The 19,576-nt window shown below is 65.3% G+C and carries 14 protein-coding genes; 7 read left to right on the plus strand and 7 right to left on the minus strand.

Annotated features, from left to right (window positions below):
• The first annotated feature begins 12 nt into the window (after positions 1–12).
• From ggt to NTV05_12620, 3 genes are all read left to right on the plus strand, one after another.
• Positions 13–1,737, plus strand: coding sequence for a gamma-glutamyltransferase (gene ggt, locus NTV05_12610; protein MCX6545236.1), 1,725 nt, complete (start codon positions 13–15; stop codon positions 1,735–1,737).
• Between the two features lie 182 nt (positions 1,738–1,919).
• Positions 1,920–3,563 (plus strand): DUF3943 domain-containing protein, encoded by a 1,644-nt coding sequence (locus NTV05_12615; protein ID MCX6545237.1) that lies wholly within the window; start codon positions 1,920–1,922, stop codon positions 3,561–3,563.
• 84 nt (positions 3,564–3,647) lie between these two features.
• Positions 3,648–5,189 carry an LTA synthase family protein gene (locus tag NTV05_12620; GenBank protein ID MCX6545238.1) on the plus strand — a complete coding sequence of 514 codons (1,542 nt, stop codon included), beginning with the start codon at positions 3,648–3,650 and terminating at the stop codon, positions 5,187–5,189.
• On the opposite strand, the gene NTV05_12625 is transcribed toward NTV05_12620, so the two are convergent.
• Both NTV05_12625 and NTV05_12630 read right to left on the minus strand, forming a co-directional pair.
• The gene (locus NTV05_12625) at positions 5,186–6,193 is read right to left on the minus strand and encodes a lysylphosphatidylglycerol synthase transmembrane domain-containing protein (GenBank protein MCX6545239.1); all 1,008 of its coding nucleotides are present in this window, start codon (positions 6,191–6,193) and stop codon (positions 5,186–5,188) included. The two genes, NTV05_12620 and NTV05_12625, sit on opposite strands and share 4 nt — an antisense overlap.
• Positions 6,190–6,900, minus strand: a complete 711-nt coding sequence (locus tag NTV05_12630; protein MCX6545240.1) for an NTP transferase domain-containing protein — start codon at positions 6,898–6,900, stop codon at positions 6,190–6,192. The genes NTV05_12625 and NTV05_12630 overlap by 4 nt, the downstream gene beginning before the upstream one ends.
• A 311-nt stretch (positions 6,901–7,211) precedes the next feature.
• Between NTV05_12630 and NTV05_12635 the strand changes: the two genes are divergently transcribed.
• Complete coding sequence (locus tag NTV05_12635) at positions 7,212–8,894, plus strand: hypothetical protein (GenBank protein ID MCX6545241.1); 1,683 nt, start codon at positions 7,212–7,214, stop codon at positions 8,892–8,894.
• Here the strand turns inward: NTV05_12635 and NTV05_12640 are convergent.
• Positions 8,891–10,078: an alpha/beta fold hydrolase gene (locus NTV05_12640; protein ID MCX6545242.1), complete on the minus strand. Its 1,188-nt coding sequence runs from the start codon at positions 10,076–10,078 to the stop codon at positions 8,891–8,893. The two genes, NTV05_12635 and NTV05_12640, sit on opposite strands and share 4 nt — an antisense overlap.
• A gap of 202 nt (positions 10,079–10,280) precedes the next feature.
• On the opposite strand from NTV05_12640, the gene NTV05_12645 reads away from it, so the two are divergent.
• Positions 10,281–12,185, plus strand: a complete 1,905-nt coding sequence (locus NTV05_12645; protein ID MCX6545243.1) for a VWA domain-containing protein — start codon at positions 10,281–10,283, stop codon at positions 12,183–12,185.
• Positions 12,186–12,332: 147 nt separating this feature from the next.
• Positions 12,333–13,526 (plus strand): CapA family protein, encoded by a 1,194-nt coding sequence (locus NTV05_12650; GenBank protein MCX6545244.1) that lies wholly within the window; start codon positions 12,333–12,335, stop codon positions 13,524–13,526.
• Here the strand turns inward: NTV05_12650 and NTV05_12655 are convergent.
• Genes NTV05_12655 through NTV05_12665 form a run of 3 tightly spaced genes read right to left on the minus strand, consistent with a single transcriptional unit; the run spans position 13,469 to position 16,659 of the window.
• Positions 13,469–14,449 (minus strand): ATP-grasp domain-containing protein, encoded by a 981-nt coding sequence (locus NTV05_12655; GenBank protein MCX6545245.1) that lies wholly within the window; start codon positions 14,447–14,449, stop codon positions 13,469–13,471. The two genes, NTV05_12650 and NTV05_12655, sit on opposite strands and share 58 nt — an antisense overlap.
• A 20-nt stretch (positions 14,450–14,469) precedes the next feature.
• Positions 14,470–15,348, minus strand: coding sequence for an aspartate/glutamate racemase family protein (locus NTV05_12660; protein MCX6545246.1), 879 nt, complete (start codon positions 15,346–15,348; stop codon positions 14,470–14,472).
• Positions 15,349–15,405: 57 nt separating this feature from the next.
• A complete protein-coding gene (locus NTV05_12665; protein ID MCX6545247.1) occupies positions 15,406–16,659 on the minus strand; it encodes an MFS transporter in 1,254 nt (417 codons plus the stop codon).
• 221 nt (positions 16,660–16,880) lie between these two features.
• Here NTV05_12665 and NTV05_12670 point away from each other — a divergent pair, with 221 nt between their 5' ends.
• Positions 16,881–18,062, plus strand: coding sequence for a trypsin-like peptidase domain-containing protein (locus NTV05_12670; protein MCX6545248.1), 1,182 nt, complete (start codon positions 16,881–16,883; stop codon positions 18,060–18,062).
• Here the strand turns inward: NTV05_12670 and NTV05_12675 are convergent.
• Positions 18,059–19,486, minus strand: a complete 1,428-nt coding sequence (locus NTV05_12675; protein ID MCX6545249.1) for an aminotransferase class V-fold PLP-dependent enzyme — start codon at positions 19,484–19,486, stop codon at positions 18,059–18,061. The genes NTV05_12670 and NTV05_12675 overlap by 4 nt on opposite strands.
• Between the last annotated feature and the right edge of the window lie 90 nt (positions 19,487–19,576).

The raw sequence follows: 19,576 nt of genomic DNA on the forward strand, positions 1-19,576 counted from the left end.
AAGGAGTCTGCCGTGCGTGTCGCCATGGTTGTTGCTATCCTTGCCGTCGTGACGTGCACGAGCCAGGCCCAATTTCCAGGCGACCGACCCGCGTCGAATCCGCATGCGACGCGGTCGGTCGTCATGGCTCGCCGAGGGGCGATTGCCACCAGTCAGCCGCTGGCCTCCGCTGCGGGGCTTGCCGTGCTCGAATCGGGAGGCAACGCGATTGATGCGGCGGTGACGGCCGCCGCCGTCCTCGCCGTCGTGGAGCCCACCATGAACGGGGTTGGCGGCGATCTGTTCGCCATCGTCTACAACGGGAAAACCAAGGCGCTTCAGGGGCTCAATTCGAGCGGCCGCGCCGGGCGGCTGGCCACGCCGGAGGCCTTTGCTGCGCGCGGGCTGAAGGAGGTTCCGAATCGGGGGCCGTTGGCCGTCACCGTGCCGGGCGTGGTCGACGGGTGGAGCGAGCTGCTGAAGCGGCACGGCACCATCACGCTTGCGAAAGCGCTCGCGCCGGCCATCGGGTACGCGAGAGACGGGTTTGCCGTGTCGGAGATCATCGCGCAGCAGTGGCTGGAGGTCGAGACGATCCTGGCGCAGGATCCGGCGGCGGCCAGCGTGTTTCTTCCGGGCGGTCATGCGCCGCGCACCGGGCAGATCTTCAGGAATCCGAAGCTGGCCGCGTCGCTCGAGCTCATCGCGCGCGATGGGCGCGACGCGTTCTATCGAGGCGCCATCGGAAAAGCGATTGCCGCCGACCTCGAGCGGCGCAAAGGATTTGTCACCGCCGAGGATCTGGCCGCGCACAAAGCCGACTGGGTCACGCCGATCTCAACGTCGTATCGCGGGTACGACGTGTTCGAGATGCCGCCCAACACCCAGGGCATCATCGCGCTCGAGATGCTGAACATCATTGAGGGCTACGACCTCAAGGCGCTTGGCCACAACTCGGCGGCGTATCTGCATCTGATGGTCGAGGCTAAGCGGATCGCGTTTGCCGATCGTGGTGCCTACCTCGCCGATCCCGCGGCGGTCCCCGACGCGGTACTCCGCATGCTGCTCTCAAAGGAGTACGCCGCCACGCGCCGGCGCGAGATTGATCCTGCGCACTCGGCCGCCGACTATCTGCCCGGCGTGGTTCCGGCGACGGGGACGGCCAGCGCCGCCACTCCGCCCTACGACAACTTCCGGGACGGCCGCGACCGCGGCGACACCATCTACCTGACGGCCGCCGACGATCAGGGCAACACGATCTCGCTCATCCAGTCTTTGTACGAAGCGTTTGGGGCGGGAATTGTAGCGGGTGACACGGGCATCGTATTGCACGATCGAGGCGCCGGGTTCAGGCTGGACGCGGGGCATCCCGACCGCGTGGCGCCGGGCAAACGGCCCATGCACACGCTGGTGCCCGCGATGGTCATGAAAGACGGCCGGCCCTGGCTCTCGTTCGGCGTGATGGGCGGCGACATGCAGCCACAGGGGCACGTGCAGGTGCTCGCCAACATCATCGACTTCGGCATGAACGTGCAGGAGGCGGGGGAGGCTCCGCGATTCAGGCACATGGCCGGCGGCGTGGCGCTCGAATCGGCGATGTCGCGCGAGGCCCGGGACGGGCTGACGTCCCGAGGGCACCGCGTCATCGAACGCAAGGGCGCGTTCGGCGGGTTCCAGGGCATTCTTATCGATCCGGTTACGGGGGTGCTGATGGCCGGTTCCGACCCGCGCAAGGACGGCCTTGCCATAGGCAGATAACTCCCGGAGTGAATTTCCGCACAGAGAGCGCCAGGGGTCGGGACGAATTATCGACGGCACGCTTCTTTCGTTACAAAATTGTAATATCAAGAGGTGCGGCGGCCCGGAATACCGCCCGATTACAATTCTGTACTTTCCCGAAGACCGTGCGTGTAATTAGTCCCGGCCCCAAGACCTCCCCGGTGGCTGTTGTGTGTCTTGTGCTCGGCGTCCTCGCCGCCATACCGGCGGCGTCCCGGGCGGACGTTCCACAGGCGCCAGTCCCGATAGACGTCATACACACCCCAGACACCCGCGCGGTTCCACGCTCGCTTCTGGCCAACGTCACGTTTGATCCGCCAGATCCCGACAAGGACAGTCAGGCGGAACCGCCCACAGGTCAGCGACGCCGCGCGAACACGGGCCGCGCGATGCTGGAGATGGGAGGCTTTCTCTCGTACTCCGCGTCGAACTACTGGCGCAAGTACGCCTCGTTTATCGAGGACTGGCAGTTCAAGCTGACGTGGCGCGACCAGACCAGGAAGTGGTTCACCTCCGAAGGGCTGCGACTCGACTCCAACAACTTCCGCCTCAACTGGACTCACGGAGCGGCGGGCGCGCTTTACTACTCCTTTGCGCGCAGCAACGGTTTCGGGCCCGGCGGGTCGTTCCTGTTTGCCGCAGGCGGATCGCTGCTCTGGGAATACGGGGCTGAATGGCGGGAAATCTCCTCCATCAATGATCACGTGTACACCGCGATTGGATCCGTGCCGATTGCCGAATCGCTGTTCCAGGTCAGCAATCACTTCCGCAACCGCCACGGCCTGGCCAATCGTCTGGGCGAGCTGGCGACCAATCCCCTCGTCGCCATCAATGACCTGCTTGACGGCAAGGGCCGGCCGCCACGCGTGGCGACCGATCAATGGCACGATTTCAGGCTCTCCACGGGAGGCCTGCGTGGGGCGCCGCTGGCAGACAGCGATGCCGCTACGCAGAACGTCCTGAGTCTCGACCTGCGCACGGTCACGCTGCCGGGTTACGGCAAGGCCGGCACCGGCAGCGGGCGCACCGACGGCACCATCGACAGCGGGTTTCATTTCGATGCCAAGGCGCTCGGTCTCAACGTGGAGGAGTTCTCGATTAGCGCGCGGACCACACTGCTGGGCTGGTGGTGGAGGGACATCCGCCAGGACGGTCAGGGCCTGCGGCACGGGCACGATCTCTGGCTCGGAGCCCAGGTGGCGTGGGACATGGTTCAGAAGATCCCCGTCGCCCCGTATGACGGCCACGACCTCGGGATGAAGGACAAGTGGCTTCCACGCGAGCAGCCCACGCGATTCACCGACAAGCTGTCGTCAGTCCACTTTCCAGGGCCGACCGTGAGTCTGACCACGTACGCCGGCAGACTCCGAACCCGAATCGATCTGGGCGCCGCGCTGAATTTCAGCATGGTCAATTCGTTGCCGTTCAATCAGTACTCGGCGACACACTCCACGTGGGGGAGCAAGACGACGCTGCACAACTGGGGGTACTATTACGCACTCGGCACCACGCTCATCGGTCACGCCGAAGCGGAGATGGGTGTCTGGCGTGCGACGGCCGACGCCGATTACCGCCGGTTTGCCTCGATCCAGGGGTTGGACCGCTACCAGGGCGACATCACGGATGACAGCCGCCTGACCGACTCGCGCCTCGTATCGGCGGCGAGCGTGTCAGTCCGGATTCCGCGGACGCCCGTCTTTGGCATGCTGAAAGTGGAAGGGATTGATCGGCGAGGCCGCTTTCACGAGATCGCCGCGCACACGCACGAGGCACGCTTTTCGTATGAGATAGGGGTCTGTTTCTAGCGTGGGCGCGATCCGCATTGTCAGAACCACACAGGGCGCGCGTCGACTTTCGTGGTCTAATCGACGGGACTCAGTCCTGATGGCATGACCAGCGCACAACTTCTCCTGATCGTCGCGGCCGGATGGGGCCTGACCCTCGTGCTGGAGTCCTATCTCACGCTGCGGCCGCAGTTATCATCTCGTCCAGCCGGCGCCTATGCCATTCATCTCGGTCTCTGGCTGCTGCTGGTGGGCGTGCCGCTCGTCGCGTTTCAGCGGCCACTTCTGGTTCTCGTGCTGGCCATGGCGTTCTGGGTGCTGATGGTGACCGTCAGCAACGTCAAACACGACCGGCTCAAAGAGCCGCTGATCTTCACCGATTTCGAGTTCGTGTCCTACGCGATGCGTCACCCGCGCCTGTACGTTCCGTTTTTCGGAGTCGCGCGGTTCCTTCTGTACGGCGGCGTGGCGTTCGCCGCGGCTTTTGGCCTCTGGCGGCTGGAGCAGAACTGGAGGCGTTCCCTCCCCGACGCGGGGCTCGCGGTGTTCGCCGCCGGGAGTGCGATACTCGGGGCAGTGCTGGTCTGGGCCGGCGGACGGATCGTTGGCGAACCCACGCTGGATCCGGTGGTCGACCTTCGGCGCTACGGGCTGGTTGCGAACTTCTGGTTGTATCGTCGAGCGAAACGACGCCCGCGCGTGGGACCCGTGCCCACGCCCTTCAGCGCGGGCGGCGTTCAGACTGCCGATCGCCCCGACATCGTGGCGATCCAGAGCGAATCGTTCTTTGATGTCCGGCGCCTCTATGCAGGCGTCCGCCCGGACGTGCTCGAGAACTTCGACGCCATCCGCCGCGTGGCGGCCGCGGAGGGACGGCTGCTGGTTCCTGCGTGGGGAGCCAACACCGTGCGCACGGAGTTCTCGTTTCTCTCAGGCCTGGCCAGCGAGACGCTCGGCATCGATCGCTTCAACCCGTACCGCTGGCTGGCACGCCGTCCGCTGGTCACGCTGGTTGGCCACTTGCGCGGGTTGGGATACCGGACGGTGTGCGTGCACCCTTATCTCTCGTCGTTCTATGCGAGAGACGAGGTGTTTCCTCACCTCGGATTCGATGAGATTGTCGACGTGCGGTCGTTCTCACACGGCGACAGGTTCGGACCCTACGTCAGCGACGCGGCCGTTGCCGCCACGATCACACGCCTGGTCGACCAGAGCGACAGACCTGTCTTCGTCTTTGCCATCACCATGGAGAACCACGGCCCGCTGCACCTGGAATCGGTGCGGCCAGGAGAGGCCGCCGACTTCATGGCCGACCTGCCGCCGTCATCTTCGCTCCACGATCTGACCGTCTATTTGCGTCACCTGAAGAACGCCGACCGGATGCTGGCCACCCTGAAGAGCTGGATGGACAGCCGATCGCGTCCCGTTCACGTCTGCTGGTACGGGGATCACGTGCCTATCATGCCGCACGTGTACGATGCCATGAGGCCGACCAGCGGCGACACGGACTATCTGTTGTGGAGCAATCGCCGCAATGGCGACGGGCACCACGGCGATGTCGCGATTGAGGCGCTCGGGCCGCTGCTGCTCACGGCTGCCGGGCTCATGCCTGGACAGACGCCGGCACCGAAGACCCACGCGCATTAGAGGGACGGTTGCGGCGCCGAGGCTCCCTTGTCCCGCCTCATCGCGAAGAGCACCAGCGCCACGCCGACCAGCGCCAGCCGTCGAATTCTCCTGATAATCGACAGACTGAGACCCACCGCCGGCGGATAGCCCAGGCTCTGCACGACCAGAATGTGGACGCTCTCCATCACGCCCCATTGGCCAGGAAGCAGGAAGAAGACCGTGTTGCCCACTGTCACGATCGTGCTGATGAACAGGGCTTGAACCAGAGTGATGGGTGCGCCGAGGACGGCCAGGACGATCATGAACTCCAGAGCGCCGATCACTCTTCCGCTCAGGTGGAACAGCAGCGGAAGCGCTGCCCGGCTCACGCCTCCCGAATAAAGCAATCGGAAGTTATCGTCCATCGCGAGGAACTGACTCTGCTTGCTCGTGATCCACGCGATGGCGCTGGGAGAAAAGACCCCGAGCTTCAGCAGACTGCTGGTGACGCCGCGTCGCTGAACGACAACCAGCAGGACGATGCCGACGATGGTCGCCGCGATGCTGACCACCGCCGGAATGACCAGGGTTTGCGGGAGGCGGAGGAACACCAGGCCCAGCGCCAGGCCAGTGATGAGGAACACCACCGACGCCGCAATCTCGACGGTCTTGTCGAACAGGACCGCCGGCACACCGACGCGTAGCGGCACCTGCGTCCTGATCATGAAGGCCCGCATGGCGTCGCCCCCCATGCTGGCCGATGGAAGAAGCAGGTTGAACGCGTCGCTGATGATCTTGACCTTGAACAGCTCCGAGAGCGCTACCCGTTCGAAGAACGTGTCCTGAATCTTCCACCACGCGCACGCCTGCAGAAACAGCCACAGGGTTCCCAGCGCGCAGGTCAGCAGGAGCCACCAGCCGAAATGCGTGAGATTCTCCCAGACCGCCGCGAGGCCAATCCGCCAGATCAGGTACAGCAGGAGGGCGAGGCCGACCGCGGTCAGCGCACCCTGGATCGCCTGTCGCGCGCCAGGTCGTCTCACGATGTTGCGAGCACCACGGCTTTCTGGAGGGCGCGTTCGTCATCCACGTCGATCCAGAATCCTCCGAAGATGTTCATCGCTCCGGCTCTCCGCCGTTCCGCCAGGACGCGCACGCCACCAGTGAGGCTGAAGTCGCCCGACTGCTGACTGTCGCCGAGCGCCGCAAACAGCGCGGACGTGCAGAAGAAGATGCCGGTATCAAACGCGTTGTAGGAGGGCAGGCCCTTCCCGATCTTTGAGATGAGGCCGTCTTCGACCAGTACCCTCGTCACGTCGTCAAGATCCACTGTCGGGTTGCCCAGAAGGCGATCATCGACGGCGAGCATGAGATCCGCGTCGCCGAGCGGTTGAGCGATCAACCTGGCGAGAATGTCCGCGTCGAAGATGTGATCGGACATGAGCAGCACAAACCGATCGCCGACGTGGTTGCGGGCTGCGCAGACCGACAGGCCGTTCTCCTTCGCCCAGTCGTCGTTGGGCACACAGGTGATATTGAAATCCCGCCCGCGGCTGAAGTCGCGCAGATGGCGTTCGAGCGCCTCCCTGGCGTAGCCCGTCACGACGACGAATTCCGCGATGCCCGCCTGGTGGGCGGCCAGTATCACCCACTCGATGAGGGCCCGGCCGTTGACCGGGCACAGCGGCTTGCTGACGGGGCGGCTGTCGAGCCGGCTTCCTCTGCCGGCAGCGAGAATAACAGCCTTCACGACATTCCTTCCCTCCACAACAGCGCCCCTGTTCTCACGCGCCTCACGTCACGGCCGCCAGACGGGGGCATCGGGACCCCGGCTCGCCGGAGTCTTCTATCCTGTCGTTTCCGGCACCGCAAGGCAACCTCCAACCGCTAACCGAAGCACTCGCACCCGAGACGCAAACCGGGTATGGTACGCGCATGAGAAGCCGCCGTTTCGTCCTTTACGTCTGCGCCTGCCTTTTGTCCAGCCCACTCACGGCTCCCCGCGCAGCCGCCGGGGGCGGCGGTCGGCCGCAGGATCAAGCCGCCAGAGGGGCTGGACTTGTGACCGTTGATTTCCGGGCGGTCGGGAGCGCCGGCGCCCCGGTTCTCGATCTCAAGCCGGCCGAGGTGTCGTTGAGGATTGGCGGCCGCGCACGCGACATCCAGTCGCTCGAACTGATTCGGCTTGGCAGCCGACAGGTCGCGGCCAATGGCACCACTCTCGCGCCGCTGGCGCCTCCGTTTGCGAGCAACCATCCGTCAGACGGAGGCCGGAACGTCATTCTCATGCTGGAGGACGAATCGATTCCGTCGGGCCGCGAACAGACGGTGAAAGACGCCGTGGACGCGCTGCTGGACAATCTGACCGTGCGCGATGTGGTCAGCCTCCTCGTCATCTCCAAGGGAAAGTTCGAACCGGGCCCCACCACGCAGCATGACGGCATTCGGACCGCGGTTGGGAAGTTCGTCAGCCAGGCCTCGCAATCCCAGGCCGCGGCGGATGTTGCCTGCAGGACGCAACGTTCTCTCGGCGCGATCCAGAGCGTGATGGCCAGCCTCCCCGGTGGCGCCCGAACAACCATCGTCTTCATCTCCGGCGGACTCGCCCCGCCCATCGTCACCGATGCCATCGTCAGCAAGACCTTCAGCGGAGGAGCGGTGGCGTGCGAAATCCGGCGAAGCGCGTTCAATGACATCTCGACCGCCGCATACAAGACATCCGCGGACTTGTACGCCGTCTACCTTCCACCCGACGTTCAAGGCGGCTCGACTGCCGCATCCGACACCGGGATCGAGACGCTCGCTGGCGCGTCTGGTAACGCGTTGATTCGGCTGTCTGGCGATTCCAAGGCCGAGATGGCGAGAGTGGGGCGCGAGACGTCGGCCTACTATCTGGCCTCGTTCGAACCCGACGCGGCCGAGCGGTCAGGCTCGGCCGCACGCGTGGAGCTTCGCGTGACCCGCGAGAACGTGAAAGTCCGGGCGCGATCTGAGGTTCAGATCGCCAAGAGCGCCGGAGCAGCGGCTGGCACCAAGGCGCTGTCGGCGCGAGACATGCTCCGCGTCGCAACGGCGTATCGCGACCTCTCGATTCGGGCCGTGGCGTGTCCCGCCCGTGATGCCGGCAGCAAGGACCTGAAGATCGTGGTGATGCTCGAGCCATTCGAAGCCAGCCTGCCCCTTGCGTCGGCCGCCGTCGGACTCTTCGACGACAAGGGCAAACTGGTCGTGCAGTGGACCTCGCAACCGACTGATCTTGGCGCCCGGCCGGTGGTGGCCGGCTTTACAGTACGGCCCGGGACGTATCGCATGCGAGTGGCAGCGACAGACGGGGCGGGCCGGGGTGGCACTGTCGATCAGAACCTTGCCGTGGAGCTCGAGAAGGGTGACGGGGCTGTGCAGATGAGCGCGCTGGTGTTTGGGATAGCGAGCGGGCAGGCCTTTGCGCCGCGGCTGATCTTCGAGAGCGAGACCGGCGCGCTCGGCTCCTTCGAGGTGTATGGCGTGCCGAACACCTCCGCAGTGACAGCGGCCGTGGAGATTGCGGCGTCGGCATCCGGCCCGGTCGTGGCGACGGCGCCAGCCCGGGTGGGCTCGCCGGGTAGCGATGGCCGCCGGGTTGCGCTCGCCGCGATCCCGCTCGGTTCGCTTCCCCCCGGCGACCACCTCGTGCGTGTCGTGGTCAGCGTCGACGGCAAACCTGTCGGGCGTGTCGTCCGGACGCTGCGAAAAGTCGGCAGTTAGCGCACCCGCACAGGGGGCGCCGGCTTCGATCGATCCTCGTACGGGCGCAGGACCCACTCGAGAAACACCCAGGTGCGGTTCCACGAATCGATCTGCGCGGGAGAATCCACGCGCTGCAGCGTGGTGGAATCAACCCGGCGGCTGAAGGCGTGGCCGACGCTCGATCCCCACGGCGCCGGATCGACATAGACCTTCGTCTCCGCGAGATCCGGTTTGCGTGATCGCAGCGCATCCACAATCTGCTGATCCTCAACGAAGTTCACATCCTGGTCGTTTGTCGCGACATGGACCAGGAGCGGCACGTGGAGCTTGTCCACGTGATAGAGCGGCGATCGTTCGATGTAGGTTGCCTGTTTCTCGAAGGGCAGCCCGCCAATCCGTTTCTGTGTGGCGAAATCCCATTGGTAGCCAGGGCCCTTGTACGAGAGCCGGAACACGAGATTGGTTACCGGCACGATGGCGGCGCCGACCGCGAACGGCGTCTTCTCACGGAACACGGAGAACAGCGTGATGTATCCGCCATGGCTCCACCCCATGATCCCCAGGCGCTCCGGATCGACGTGCGGGAGGGTCTTCAGGTAGTCCGCGGCCGACACCACGTCGTCGACCTCGTAGCCTCCGTAGTCGATGGCCTGGTGATACGCCTCCCCGTAGCCCGTGCTCCCGCGGTAGTCGGGCGCGATCACGACGTAGCCGCGCTCCACCGCTTCCTTGACGAACGGGAACATCGTGATGCCCCAGTTGCCGTGCACGCCGCCGTGGACCCAGACCATGGCGGCATGGCCCTTCGCACCGCGTTTCTGCAGCGGCTGGAACAGGTAGGCCGGGATGTCCATGTCGCCGACGCTGCTCCGATACGTGACCTTCTTGAAATCGATGATGCCCTTGCAGAGTTCTGGATACCTGGCCTCCGCCGCCACTCGCGCATCGATATCGCGCTGGTAGTCGGTGCCAAGGGACTGATGGGTGGGGTCCTTCGATACGTAGAGGGCTCTGGCCCGATCCGGATCCATCGGGACCTTTGCCCGCGGATTTTCCCGTTGCGGTCGGGCGGCTGCCGCCTGGCCTGCCGGCGGGTTCTGGGCTGGAGGCGGATTCTGGGCAGAACCGGCCACACTGATCGCGGCCGCAAGAACGAGAGTCAACACCGCGTGAGACACATATGAACGCTTCGCAACAGACATGAGGTCCTCCTGTCGAGAGACGCGAGACTCCGGCGCACACTATAGCAGACAGAGGCTGCGCGCCCGCCCCACGCGGCGCCGCGCCCGGCGCGTGGTGGCGCGGTTGGACCCGGCCGGGGGTCTGATGATACCGTTCAAACAAACGCGTCAAGGCCTTCCAGGAGTGGGAACGTGCGGAATCCTGGGAGAGTGGTTCAGCCCCATGCGGCGAAAGTCCGTCACTCCGATGCTCGTCGTCCTGGCGGCTGCGGCGCTGGCCGCGGCACCCGGAGGCGCGCCCCGGGGGCCCTTGACAACTGCTGCCGCCGATCAATCGCAGGCCGCTCCGCAGCAGCCACCGCCGGTGTTCAAGGCCGGCGTCAAGCTTGTCCGCGTCGACGTGACCGTGCTGGGCCGGGGCGACCTGCTGATAGCCGACTTGCAGGCCGCCGATTTCGACGTCTCAGAAGACGGCGTGCCGCAGAAGGTCGATCAACTCCGGTACGTACGACTCGACGGGCGGCGGCCGCAAGGCGACGAGGAGTCGCTGGCGATTCGGTCCCAGGAGCACGCCGAAGCCGAAGCGGCCCGCGAAGACGTGCGCGTGTTCGTGATCTTCCTCGATGACTACCACGTCGACAAACACCCGGCGATCACCATTCCCATCCGCCGCGCACTGAAGGACTTTATCGAGCGGCTCTGGCCGACCGATCTCGTGGCGATGATGGATCCATTGACGCCGCTCGACGCATTGCGCTTCACACGCGTGAAGCAGGAACTGCTCGACGTGGTGGCGAAGTTCGAAGGCCGCCAGGGAGAGTACTATCCGGTGCGCAGCCTTCTCGAGGAAGCCCAGCTCAGATCGGAGAATCCGCGGAGGATGCGCGCGCAGGTGACATTCTCCGCGCTGGCCGGCCTCTGCGTGAAACTCGGCGGCCTGCGCGAAGGCCGAAAGACGGTCATCTTCGTGAGCCAGGGCCCGCCGATCCTGTTCGGCATCGGACAGCCGAGTCTGCGCGAAGACATGCAGGTCGTGATCGACGCCGCCGTTCGCGCCAATGTCACCATCGACGCGGTGGATCCCGAGAGCCTCGGCATGCCCATCCGCGAAGACGCGCGCGCGTCGCTCTTCCAGCTTGCCGGCGAGACGGGCGGGCGCGCGGTGGTCAACACCAACGCGATGGAACTTGGCATGGCGCAGGTACTCAACGAAACCAGCGCCTACTACGTGCTCGGGTACATGCCGACGAGGGCGACCGATGACGGGAAGTACCACAAGATCAGCGTGAAGGTGCGCCGATCAGGCGTTCGGGTGCTCGCGCGCCGGGGTTACTGGGCGCCAAGCACCAAGGAAATGGAGGCTGCGGCCGTGGCGGCGGCCAGGACGCTACCGCCAGGTGTCGCCAGCGCGCAGGATCTCCTCAAGACGACGGAGCCCGGCCGCCGGCCTGTGGAGATCTGGGTCGGGCTCTCGCGTGGCGGCGATGGCCGCCCCCGGGCGGTGGTGACCTGGGCTCTCCCCGACATCGCCCGTCCGCTGCCCATCAACAGGCTGGATGTGGAAATCGTGTCCGCAAAGGGAGGAGCACCCGTTGGGCCCGTGCACACACTGACGGCCGCGGCGGACGCAAAGGCGGAACGCCCTGTCGAGATCTTCACGCTGGATCCTGGAGAGTATGAACTTCGATACTCGGCGCGCACCGCCGACAACAGCGTGGCGGACCGCTGGACCCAGGCGCTCACGGTGCCCGACTTTGCGATGGCCCCGGTGTCACTGGCCACGCCGAAGTTCTACCGTTCAAGGTCCCTCGCGGAGTTCCGGACGATTCGTGCGGCCAGAGATCCGGTGCCGGCGGTGGTGCGCCAGTTCGGACACAACGACCGCGTGCTGGTCGATGCAGAGTGCTACACGCCCGGGACGGGCGAGACACCGAAACTCGACGCGCACGTGATGACCCGAGACGGGCGCGAACTGACGGCGCTCCCGGTGCCCGACCTGGTCAACGGGCGGGCGCGGTTTGAACTGCCCGTCGGCAGCCTCGGACAAGGCACATACCTTCTGCGTGTGCGCGCCAAGGTCGGATCGGCGGAGACGGAGTTGCTGACGGCGTTTCGGGTTGTGCCATAGACGCTGGCTGGATTCCGGCTTTCGCCGGAATGACGAGACAAGAACCAGGAAGCAAGAAGCAAGAATGAAGAAATGACACACTCGGGCCAACGGGCGACAACCACCCCCTCACGTCGGTCCGGGCGGAAACCGCGAACAACCGTCCTCGTGGCGTCAGATTGGGCCCCGATTCGCGCGTTTGATTCGCTTGTGCGCGAAGATCCCGAAGCCGCGTATGGCGATCTGCTGCCCGTGCTCCGCCAGGCCGACCTCCGCATTGTCAACTGCGAGTGCGCGCTGACCACGGCCGCGAAACCCGTGTGGAAGAGCGGCGCGGTGTTCAAGGGCGCCCCCGGGCACGTCAAGGGTCTGACCGCCGTGCCCTTCGACGTCGCGTGTCTCGGCAACAACCACGTCCTCGATTACGGCGTGCGCGGGCTTCGCGAGACGCTGCGGGTGCTGGCGCGCAGCGGCGTGGCGACCGTCGGCGCCGGCCTCACCGAGGATCAAGCCCACGCGCCGCTCTCGCTCGAGCGCAACGGCCTGGCCATCCACCTGGTCAACATCAGCGAAGGCGAAGATCTGACAGCGTCGCGCGGCGGACCAGGCGTGTTCGGCTGGGACATTCCGCGGGCCGTTGCCGCCATCCGCAACCGCAGGAAGGCCAGGGGCGTCGTCATCGCCATCGCGCACTGCGGCCTGGAATACGTGCCCTATCCGCCGCCGTACGTCGTGACAGCCTTCCGCGCCATGATTGACGCCGGCGCCGATGCCGTCATCGGGCATCATCCGCACGTGCCGCAGGGAATCGAATGGCATAACGGCCGGCCCATCGTGTACAGCCTCGGCAATTTCCTGTTCTATCAGCACACGGAGTTGTTCCACCGCAAGATTGGTTTCTGCGTGTCTTTGCAGTTTGACGGAAAGCGGATCGCCGGCCTCGAACTGGTTCCGTATCGCATCACCGACAGTGGACTCCGCCGGCTCGACAGGCAGGAACACGCGGCGTTCAGCAAGACCATGACAATCCTCTCGAAACCGTTTCGAACCGCGTCCGGGCCCGATCGGGCCTGGCACGCGTACCTCGCGAACTACGGCACCGCGGGCTTTACCGCAGAGGTGTCCGGCATCCTCGCCCGGATGAAGACGGAGCCCCAGAAGGCCGCGGCGATGTTCCGCAACCGCATCACGACGATGCAGCACGTGGAGTTGTGGAGAGATTTCCTCACCGCGACGATGGCGGGCGGGCCGACGGGTTACCCGCGTGAGGCGTCTCGGATGGTGGAGGAATACTTCACGCGCCCCTACAGTCCGTACCGCTCCAGTGCCGAATCGACCACCGCTTTGACCAGGAGCCGATAGTCTTCCATCTCGCCGCCGGGCGAGTGGTGATGCAGCGTATAGAGTTGAGGCCCCCAGCTCTTGTGCGGCTTCAAACCCGGGATCCCGTTCACCTCCATGATCCTGAGCGCGCCGCCGGCATCGGTCTTGACGTCGATACGGACGTGATCCAGGCAGTTCATCGCGTTGGCCGTCTGCGTGGCCAGCGCCTGTGCCTCGTCGGATCGTGGCCCGGGAGGATGGATGTGTGTGAGTCCGACGCCGCGCAGGTCGCTCCGCAGGACCTTGTGTTTGCCGTAGTGCTGCGCATCGACCGTTACCAGGCCGGGCAGGCATTCGCGATGGTCGCCGTTGCCCAGCACGAGAACCGTGAACTCGTCGCCGGGCATGAAGTCCTCGACAAGGGCGGCTTCGTCGAACTCGCGTTCGATGTAGGCCACCTGGCGCCTCAATTGCTCCTCGTTGTCCACGACGCTGTCATCCGAGATGCCGACCGAGCGCGACTCGCACATCGGTTTGACGAATGCCGGATACCGAACGACGGACATATCGTCAGTGCTCCGCAGCAGATGGTGGGCGGGCACTGGTACGCCACGGCGCGCGAGCGCGACGTGGGTGTGGTACTTGTCGATCATGTCCTTCATCGTCTGGCTGTTCGACCCGATGTACGGGATCGACCGGCCATCGAGCACATCAGCCACCCACATGCCGCCCTCGTTGCGGCCGATGAACTTGTCGTTCGGCGTGATGTGGTAGAGCGCGCTCCAGATGATGTCGAATCCTCCCCGGTCGAGCCGGGCGAGGAACTCCGATTCGGTTTCCACGTAGGCGATCGACGCCGAGTATCCGGACGCGCCGATCGCGTCGGCAACCGATTGCGTGACGCTGTTGTCGCCCCATCCTTGCGCGTCGCCGCCGGGGCCGGTAAGCAGAAGAACCCTCATGCTGTATCTCCGCTGACAAATCAGAACAGACCTGGCACATGCGCATACGACTGCAAGGCGCGCGCGGTTGCCGGAGAGACTGGCGCGACGAGCCGTCCGATTCCGTCTTGCGTGCGCTCGTCGAGCGCCACCTTTGATATCACGTCAACCCGGATCGCGCCGCTCGACGCGCCAGGCGATGCCGCGACAGATGCTGGAACGACCAGTCGTACGAGGGCGATGTTCGGATCAAGAGTCCGGACGGCGCGCCCGCAGGCGCGCTCGAGTGACGTGCGAAACCGATCCGCCACGTAGCCATAGTGAGTACAACACAGCCCGGCGAACAGCGCTCCACTCTGCGGCAGGGATGCCGCCGCCAGGGACGCGCTCTGGTCGATCAAGCGCTCGACCTCCGCGCCGCCAGCGTCCTGCTCGATCGCCACCGCCAGGCCATGGCAGGGCACCGGAACGATCCGCTCCGGCGCCGTCCCCAGTTGCACGAGCCGATCGCGATGCACGCCGGACTCGATCGTAATGCGCGTGCCGAACAGCGCGATGGAACTTCCCGGTTCGGCGCTCAACGCGTCGTGGAACAGAGCCACGCCGCAGTCGATGATGCCGACGACCGGGGTTGCCGAGGTGCGTGCAAACATGGTGCGGTCGAAGAGCACCGAGAGCGTGTTGCAGGCGATGACAATCCGGTCGGGCCGCAGCTGGTTCATTTGAGCGAGCGCAGAATCGAAGTACGCAAGCCGGGAGACCTGGTCGGGCAGGGAGTTGTATCCGCGTCCCTGTTCGGGCCACGCGTTGAAGTACGTCAACCGGACGCCAGCCGCGTTGCCGGACAGCCGAAGCGCGCTCTCGATGGCGGCACAAATGCCGAGACCGCCGAGTCCCGAATCAGTGATGACAAGGTGCACGCTGTGTCCCGCTCGATTCATTCTATGGAGAACTCTGGCGCAAAGTCCTTCAGGACACTACTTCGTGGGGATGGCCGACAAGTCGCGGTGCCGCGTCTCTGGCAGCGTCCAGACCCACGTAGCCGTCGCGAGCGCGAGCAGCATCGGGACGCTCAATCCGCCGGTCAGTCCGTAGATCACGACCACCTGGTTGACGAGAATCGGCGCGAAGAACTGAACGCCCCGCGCCATGTTGTAGGTGGCGCCCATGGCGAAGTTGCGGACGTCGGTCGGGAACAGTTCGGCCAGCAAGGCGCCGAAGCCTGCCGTGCATCCCGATCCGAGGCCCAGGCAGAAGAGCGCGCTCCAGAAGAGCAGCGGCTCAGTGAGCAGCCACTGCCAGTGGAAGGCCAGCGGGTAGATGGCTGCGGCCGTGAGGAGGGAGTAGCCGGTAAAGAGCATTCGTCTCCCGTAGCGGTCGGCGAGCGTGCCGAAGGCGAGCATGCCGAGAAGTTGACCGAGCTGCGCCGTCAGCATCCACAGGGTGGATCGGCCGATGGGCTGGTGGAATTCCTGCTGGAGGAACTTGGGGAGCCACGTGTAGCAGGTCCAGTATGTGCCCAGTTTGAAGGTGCCGAGAATCCAGCCCCGCGCGCAGACCGACACGAGGTTCCGCTGCCAGATGGCGCGCATGGCGGCGACCGGCGACAGGTGCGTGTCTCGCTGGGCATTCCACAGGACGGATTCCGGCAAGTGACGCCGCGCGATGAACGCGATCATGACCGTTGCCGACGAGACCAGCAGGACGGCTCGCCACCCGATCGCAGGTGCAAGCAGGAATCCCGCGACAGCCGCAAGCCCGACGCCGATGGGTTCGCCGGCCTGGAGCAGGGCAGACGCGCGGCCGCGCATCCTCTGCGGGGACGATTCGGCCAGCAGCGCGTGCCCGACCGCCCATTCGCCGCCGACGCCAAGACCCGTGATCAAACGGAAGACCAGGACCGTCCAGTACCCGGTCGAAAAGGCGGTGAGCGCCGTGCCGATCGAGTAGATGAGAATCGTCCAGGTCATCACCTTGCGGCGGCCGTACAGATCCGCGAGATAGCCGAAGAAGATGCCGCCGATGCCGGAGGCGCCGAGCGCCACGCCGAGCAACACGGCCTCTTCCGCATTGGTGAGCCCGAGATCGCGGCCGATCGGAACAAGCAGGAAGGAAAACAGGACGAGGTCGTAGAAATCGAACATCCATCCGGCGAGCGCGATGAGCCAGATTCGGACAGGGAATCGATCCGGGGTGGGCGCGGCGGTCGCGGCCGGGCTGGTGAGAATCATCTCGTCTCCTCGTTGAACGCGCCCGTATCATACGCTGGCTCGGGGACCAAAGGCGGCGAATTGCGCTATCTGATGGCGTTACTGAGCCGTTAGCGCGGGGTGTAAATGCCGATCCCGCGCCAGGCGTAAGCCATAGTGAGGGATATCCCTGTTTGTCACCAGCGCGCAACTGCTCCCATCGGCATCAAGGAAGCGGACCCCGTCGCCAGAGGAGTATCACCATGAACATCGCTGCCCGCCTGCGCGTGAGTACCGTCTCGGGTGTCCGAATCGCCGCCTGTTTCGCCGTGATGGGGCTCGCCGGGGCTGATCCGGCCATCGCCTCCGGCGGCCAGGCCGCTGCCGTGGAGCCGTGCCGTGAGCCTCTTTCGGCGGTCTATCAGCGCGTGTCGCCCAGCGTCGTCGCGATCTCGTCGTCCACCATCAACCCGTACGACATCGACCATCGTATCGAGCACGTGAGCGGATCGGGCGTCATCATCGACGCCTCGGGCCTGATCCTCACCAACTCGCACGTGGTGTACGGACGGCAGTTGCTCACCGTCACCCTGGATGGCGGCGTCACCCTGCCTGCGCAGTTGGTCGGCGCGGATCCTCAGTTTGACATCGCCCTGATCCGCATTCCCAAGCCCAACTCCGGCACGCTTCCCGTCACGGATCTGGCAGATTCAGAGCGCCTGCTGGTCGGCGACGATGTGTACGCGATTGGCAACCCGCTGGGTCTCGAACAGACGCTGACGCGCGGAATCGTGTCGGCCGTGAATCGCATGTTGCCCGGATCGACCTGGTCGCTGACCGAACCGCTCATCCAGACCGATGCCGCCATCAACCCCGGAAGTTCCGGTGGCCCACTCGTCGACCGTTGCGGCGCCCTGGTCGGAATCACGACGGCGAATCTGCCGGACGCTCAGAGCATCGGCTTCGCCGTGCCGGCCAATCTCATCAAGTCCGTCATTCCAAGTCTCCTGACCAACGGGCGAGTGATCAGGCCGTGGTTCGGCGTCCAGGGGCAATTCGTCGTGCCGGTGCTCAAGGAACTGCTTCGCGTGCCATTGGTGGACGGGTTTCTCGTCGAAGTGGTCGAGCCTGGCAGCCCGGCCGATCTGCAGGGACTGCATGGCGGCGAGTTCGAGTTGGTGATTACGGGACAGCCGCTCCTGCTGGGCGGTGACATCATTACCGTGGCGAATGGCATCCAACTCGACGAACCGCGGAAGCTCAGTCAGCTGCTGGGAACCCTCAAGGTGGGTTCGGCGCTCAGCCTGACCGTCGTCCGCGATGGAAAGCCACGCCAGGTGGAATTGACGCTGGCCGAACGCCCACTGCTGCCTGGCGATATTTCCGCCAAGCGGACATCGGGGCCGGCCGGCCCATCACTGGTCCGATCGAGGCAGAAGTTCTAGCCACACAGCACGGCGGCTTCGGCGGCGATGTCCTCGACGCACGCGTCAATCTGCGCCTGGCGCGAGCGGAAACTGAGGACGCAGACGCGCGCGAGATACCGGCCGTCGACAGAACATCCGGTGATCATCACGCGGCCCCGGACCGTGACGCGTTCCAGCAGCGCCCTGGTCGCGGCGTTCTCCTGCTCGAGTGAGGCGCCCGGCCACGAGAGATGGAACGCGAAGAGCGACAACTGCGGAGGCGCTACCATCACCACGCCGGGCAGGCGCGAGATGCGCTCGGCCGCCTGGACTGCGAGCGCCCGCTTCTCGGCAAGGGCCGCGCGGAACCGCTCGGCGCCATACAGTTTCAGGCAGAGCCACACCCTTAGTCCCGGGAATCCCCGCGACAACTCAGGCCCGTACTGGCTTGGGTCGTAGAACAGATCCGGGTCGGGCGTGCCGGGCAGATAGCCGGCCGATACGGCGTGTGCGCTGCGGAGCCAGGCGCCGTCGCGCACGAGGAGGGCGCCGATGCCGTAAGGCATGAACAGGCCCTTGTGCGGATCGAGCGTCAGCGAATCGGCCCGGGACAAGCCGCAGAGCAGCGGTCGAAGCGGCTCGCACATGTGGAAGAACGCGCCGTACGCCCCGTCGACGTGGTGCCACACGTGTTCGATGGCGCAGAGATCGGCAATTGCGTCGAGCGGGTCCACGGCCCCCGTATTCGTCGTGCCGGCCGAGGACGCCACCAGAAAGGGACGCAGGCCGCGCGCGCGGTCGTCCCGGATCGCGTGCTCGAGCGCGTCAATTCGCATGCGGAACGCGGCATCCACCGGGATCAGCCGAATCCGATCCGGCCTGATGCCAGCCAGCCGCGCCGCCTTCTCAATCGAGTGATGCGCGTGGGTGGACGTGTAAAGCACACCGCGCCGGATATCGTCACCAAGATCCCGTTCCCGCGCGCAGAGAATCGCGTTGAACCCCGCCATCGATCCGCCCGTCGTCAGCAGTCCTCGCGCGGTCTCCGGAAATCCCATCCACGCACGAAACCAGTCGAGCACGTTGGATTCGAGCTGGACCAGCACAGGCGCGGCAAGCCAGACGCCGGTGTAGCGATTGGTCGCGGCACTGATGAAGTCGGCGAGCGCGGCCGGATACAGCCCGCCTCCCGGGATGAACGCCAGATAGCCCGGGCCCGGCGTGGTGAAGGACCGTGGAATCCAGTCGTTGAAGAGCGGGCCGAGCAGAGACCCCAAGTCGGATCCGTGTTCGGGCGCCGGTTCGCGCAGCGACAGACACAGGTCGGCCGCGTCCACGTTGCCACGTGACGGTTGTGAATGGAGGCTGGCCACGTGCGCCACGACGTGCGCAAGCGTCTCCTCGCCCATCTGCTGCATCTGCTCTGCGGTCAGCTCGAGGCTGGCCTGGTCTTCTATCGCCATCTGCATGCCTCTTGGAATCCACCCAGTGTATCTGTGTAGGTGCATCGCCTTCCAGTTGTTCGGAAGTCCACCTGTTCCGCCGGGGTGCAA

It is taken from the genome of Acidobacteriota bacterium (assembly GCA_026393755.1).
In the GTDB taxonomy this organism is placed as follows: domain Bacteria; phylum Acidobacteriota; class Vicinamibacteria; order Vicinamibacterales; family JAKQTR01; genus JBAXOX01.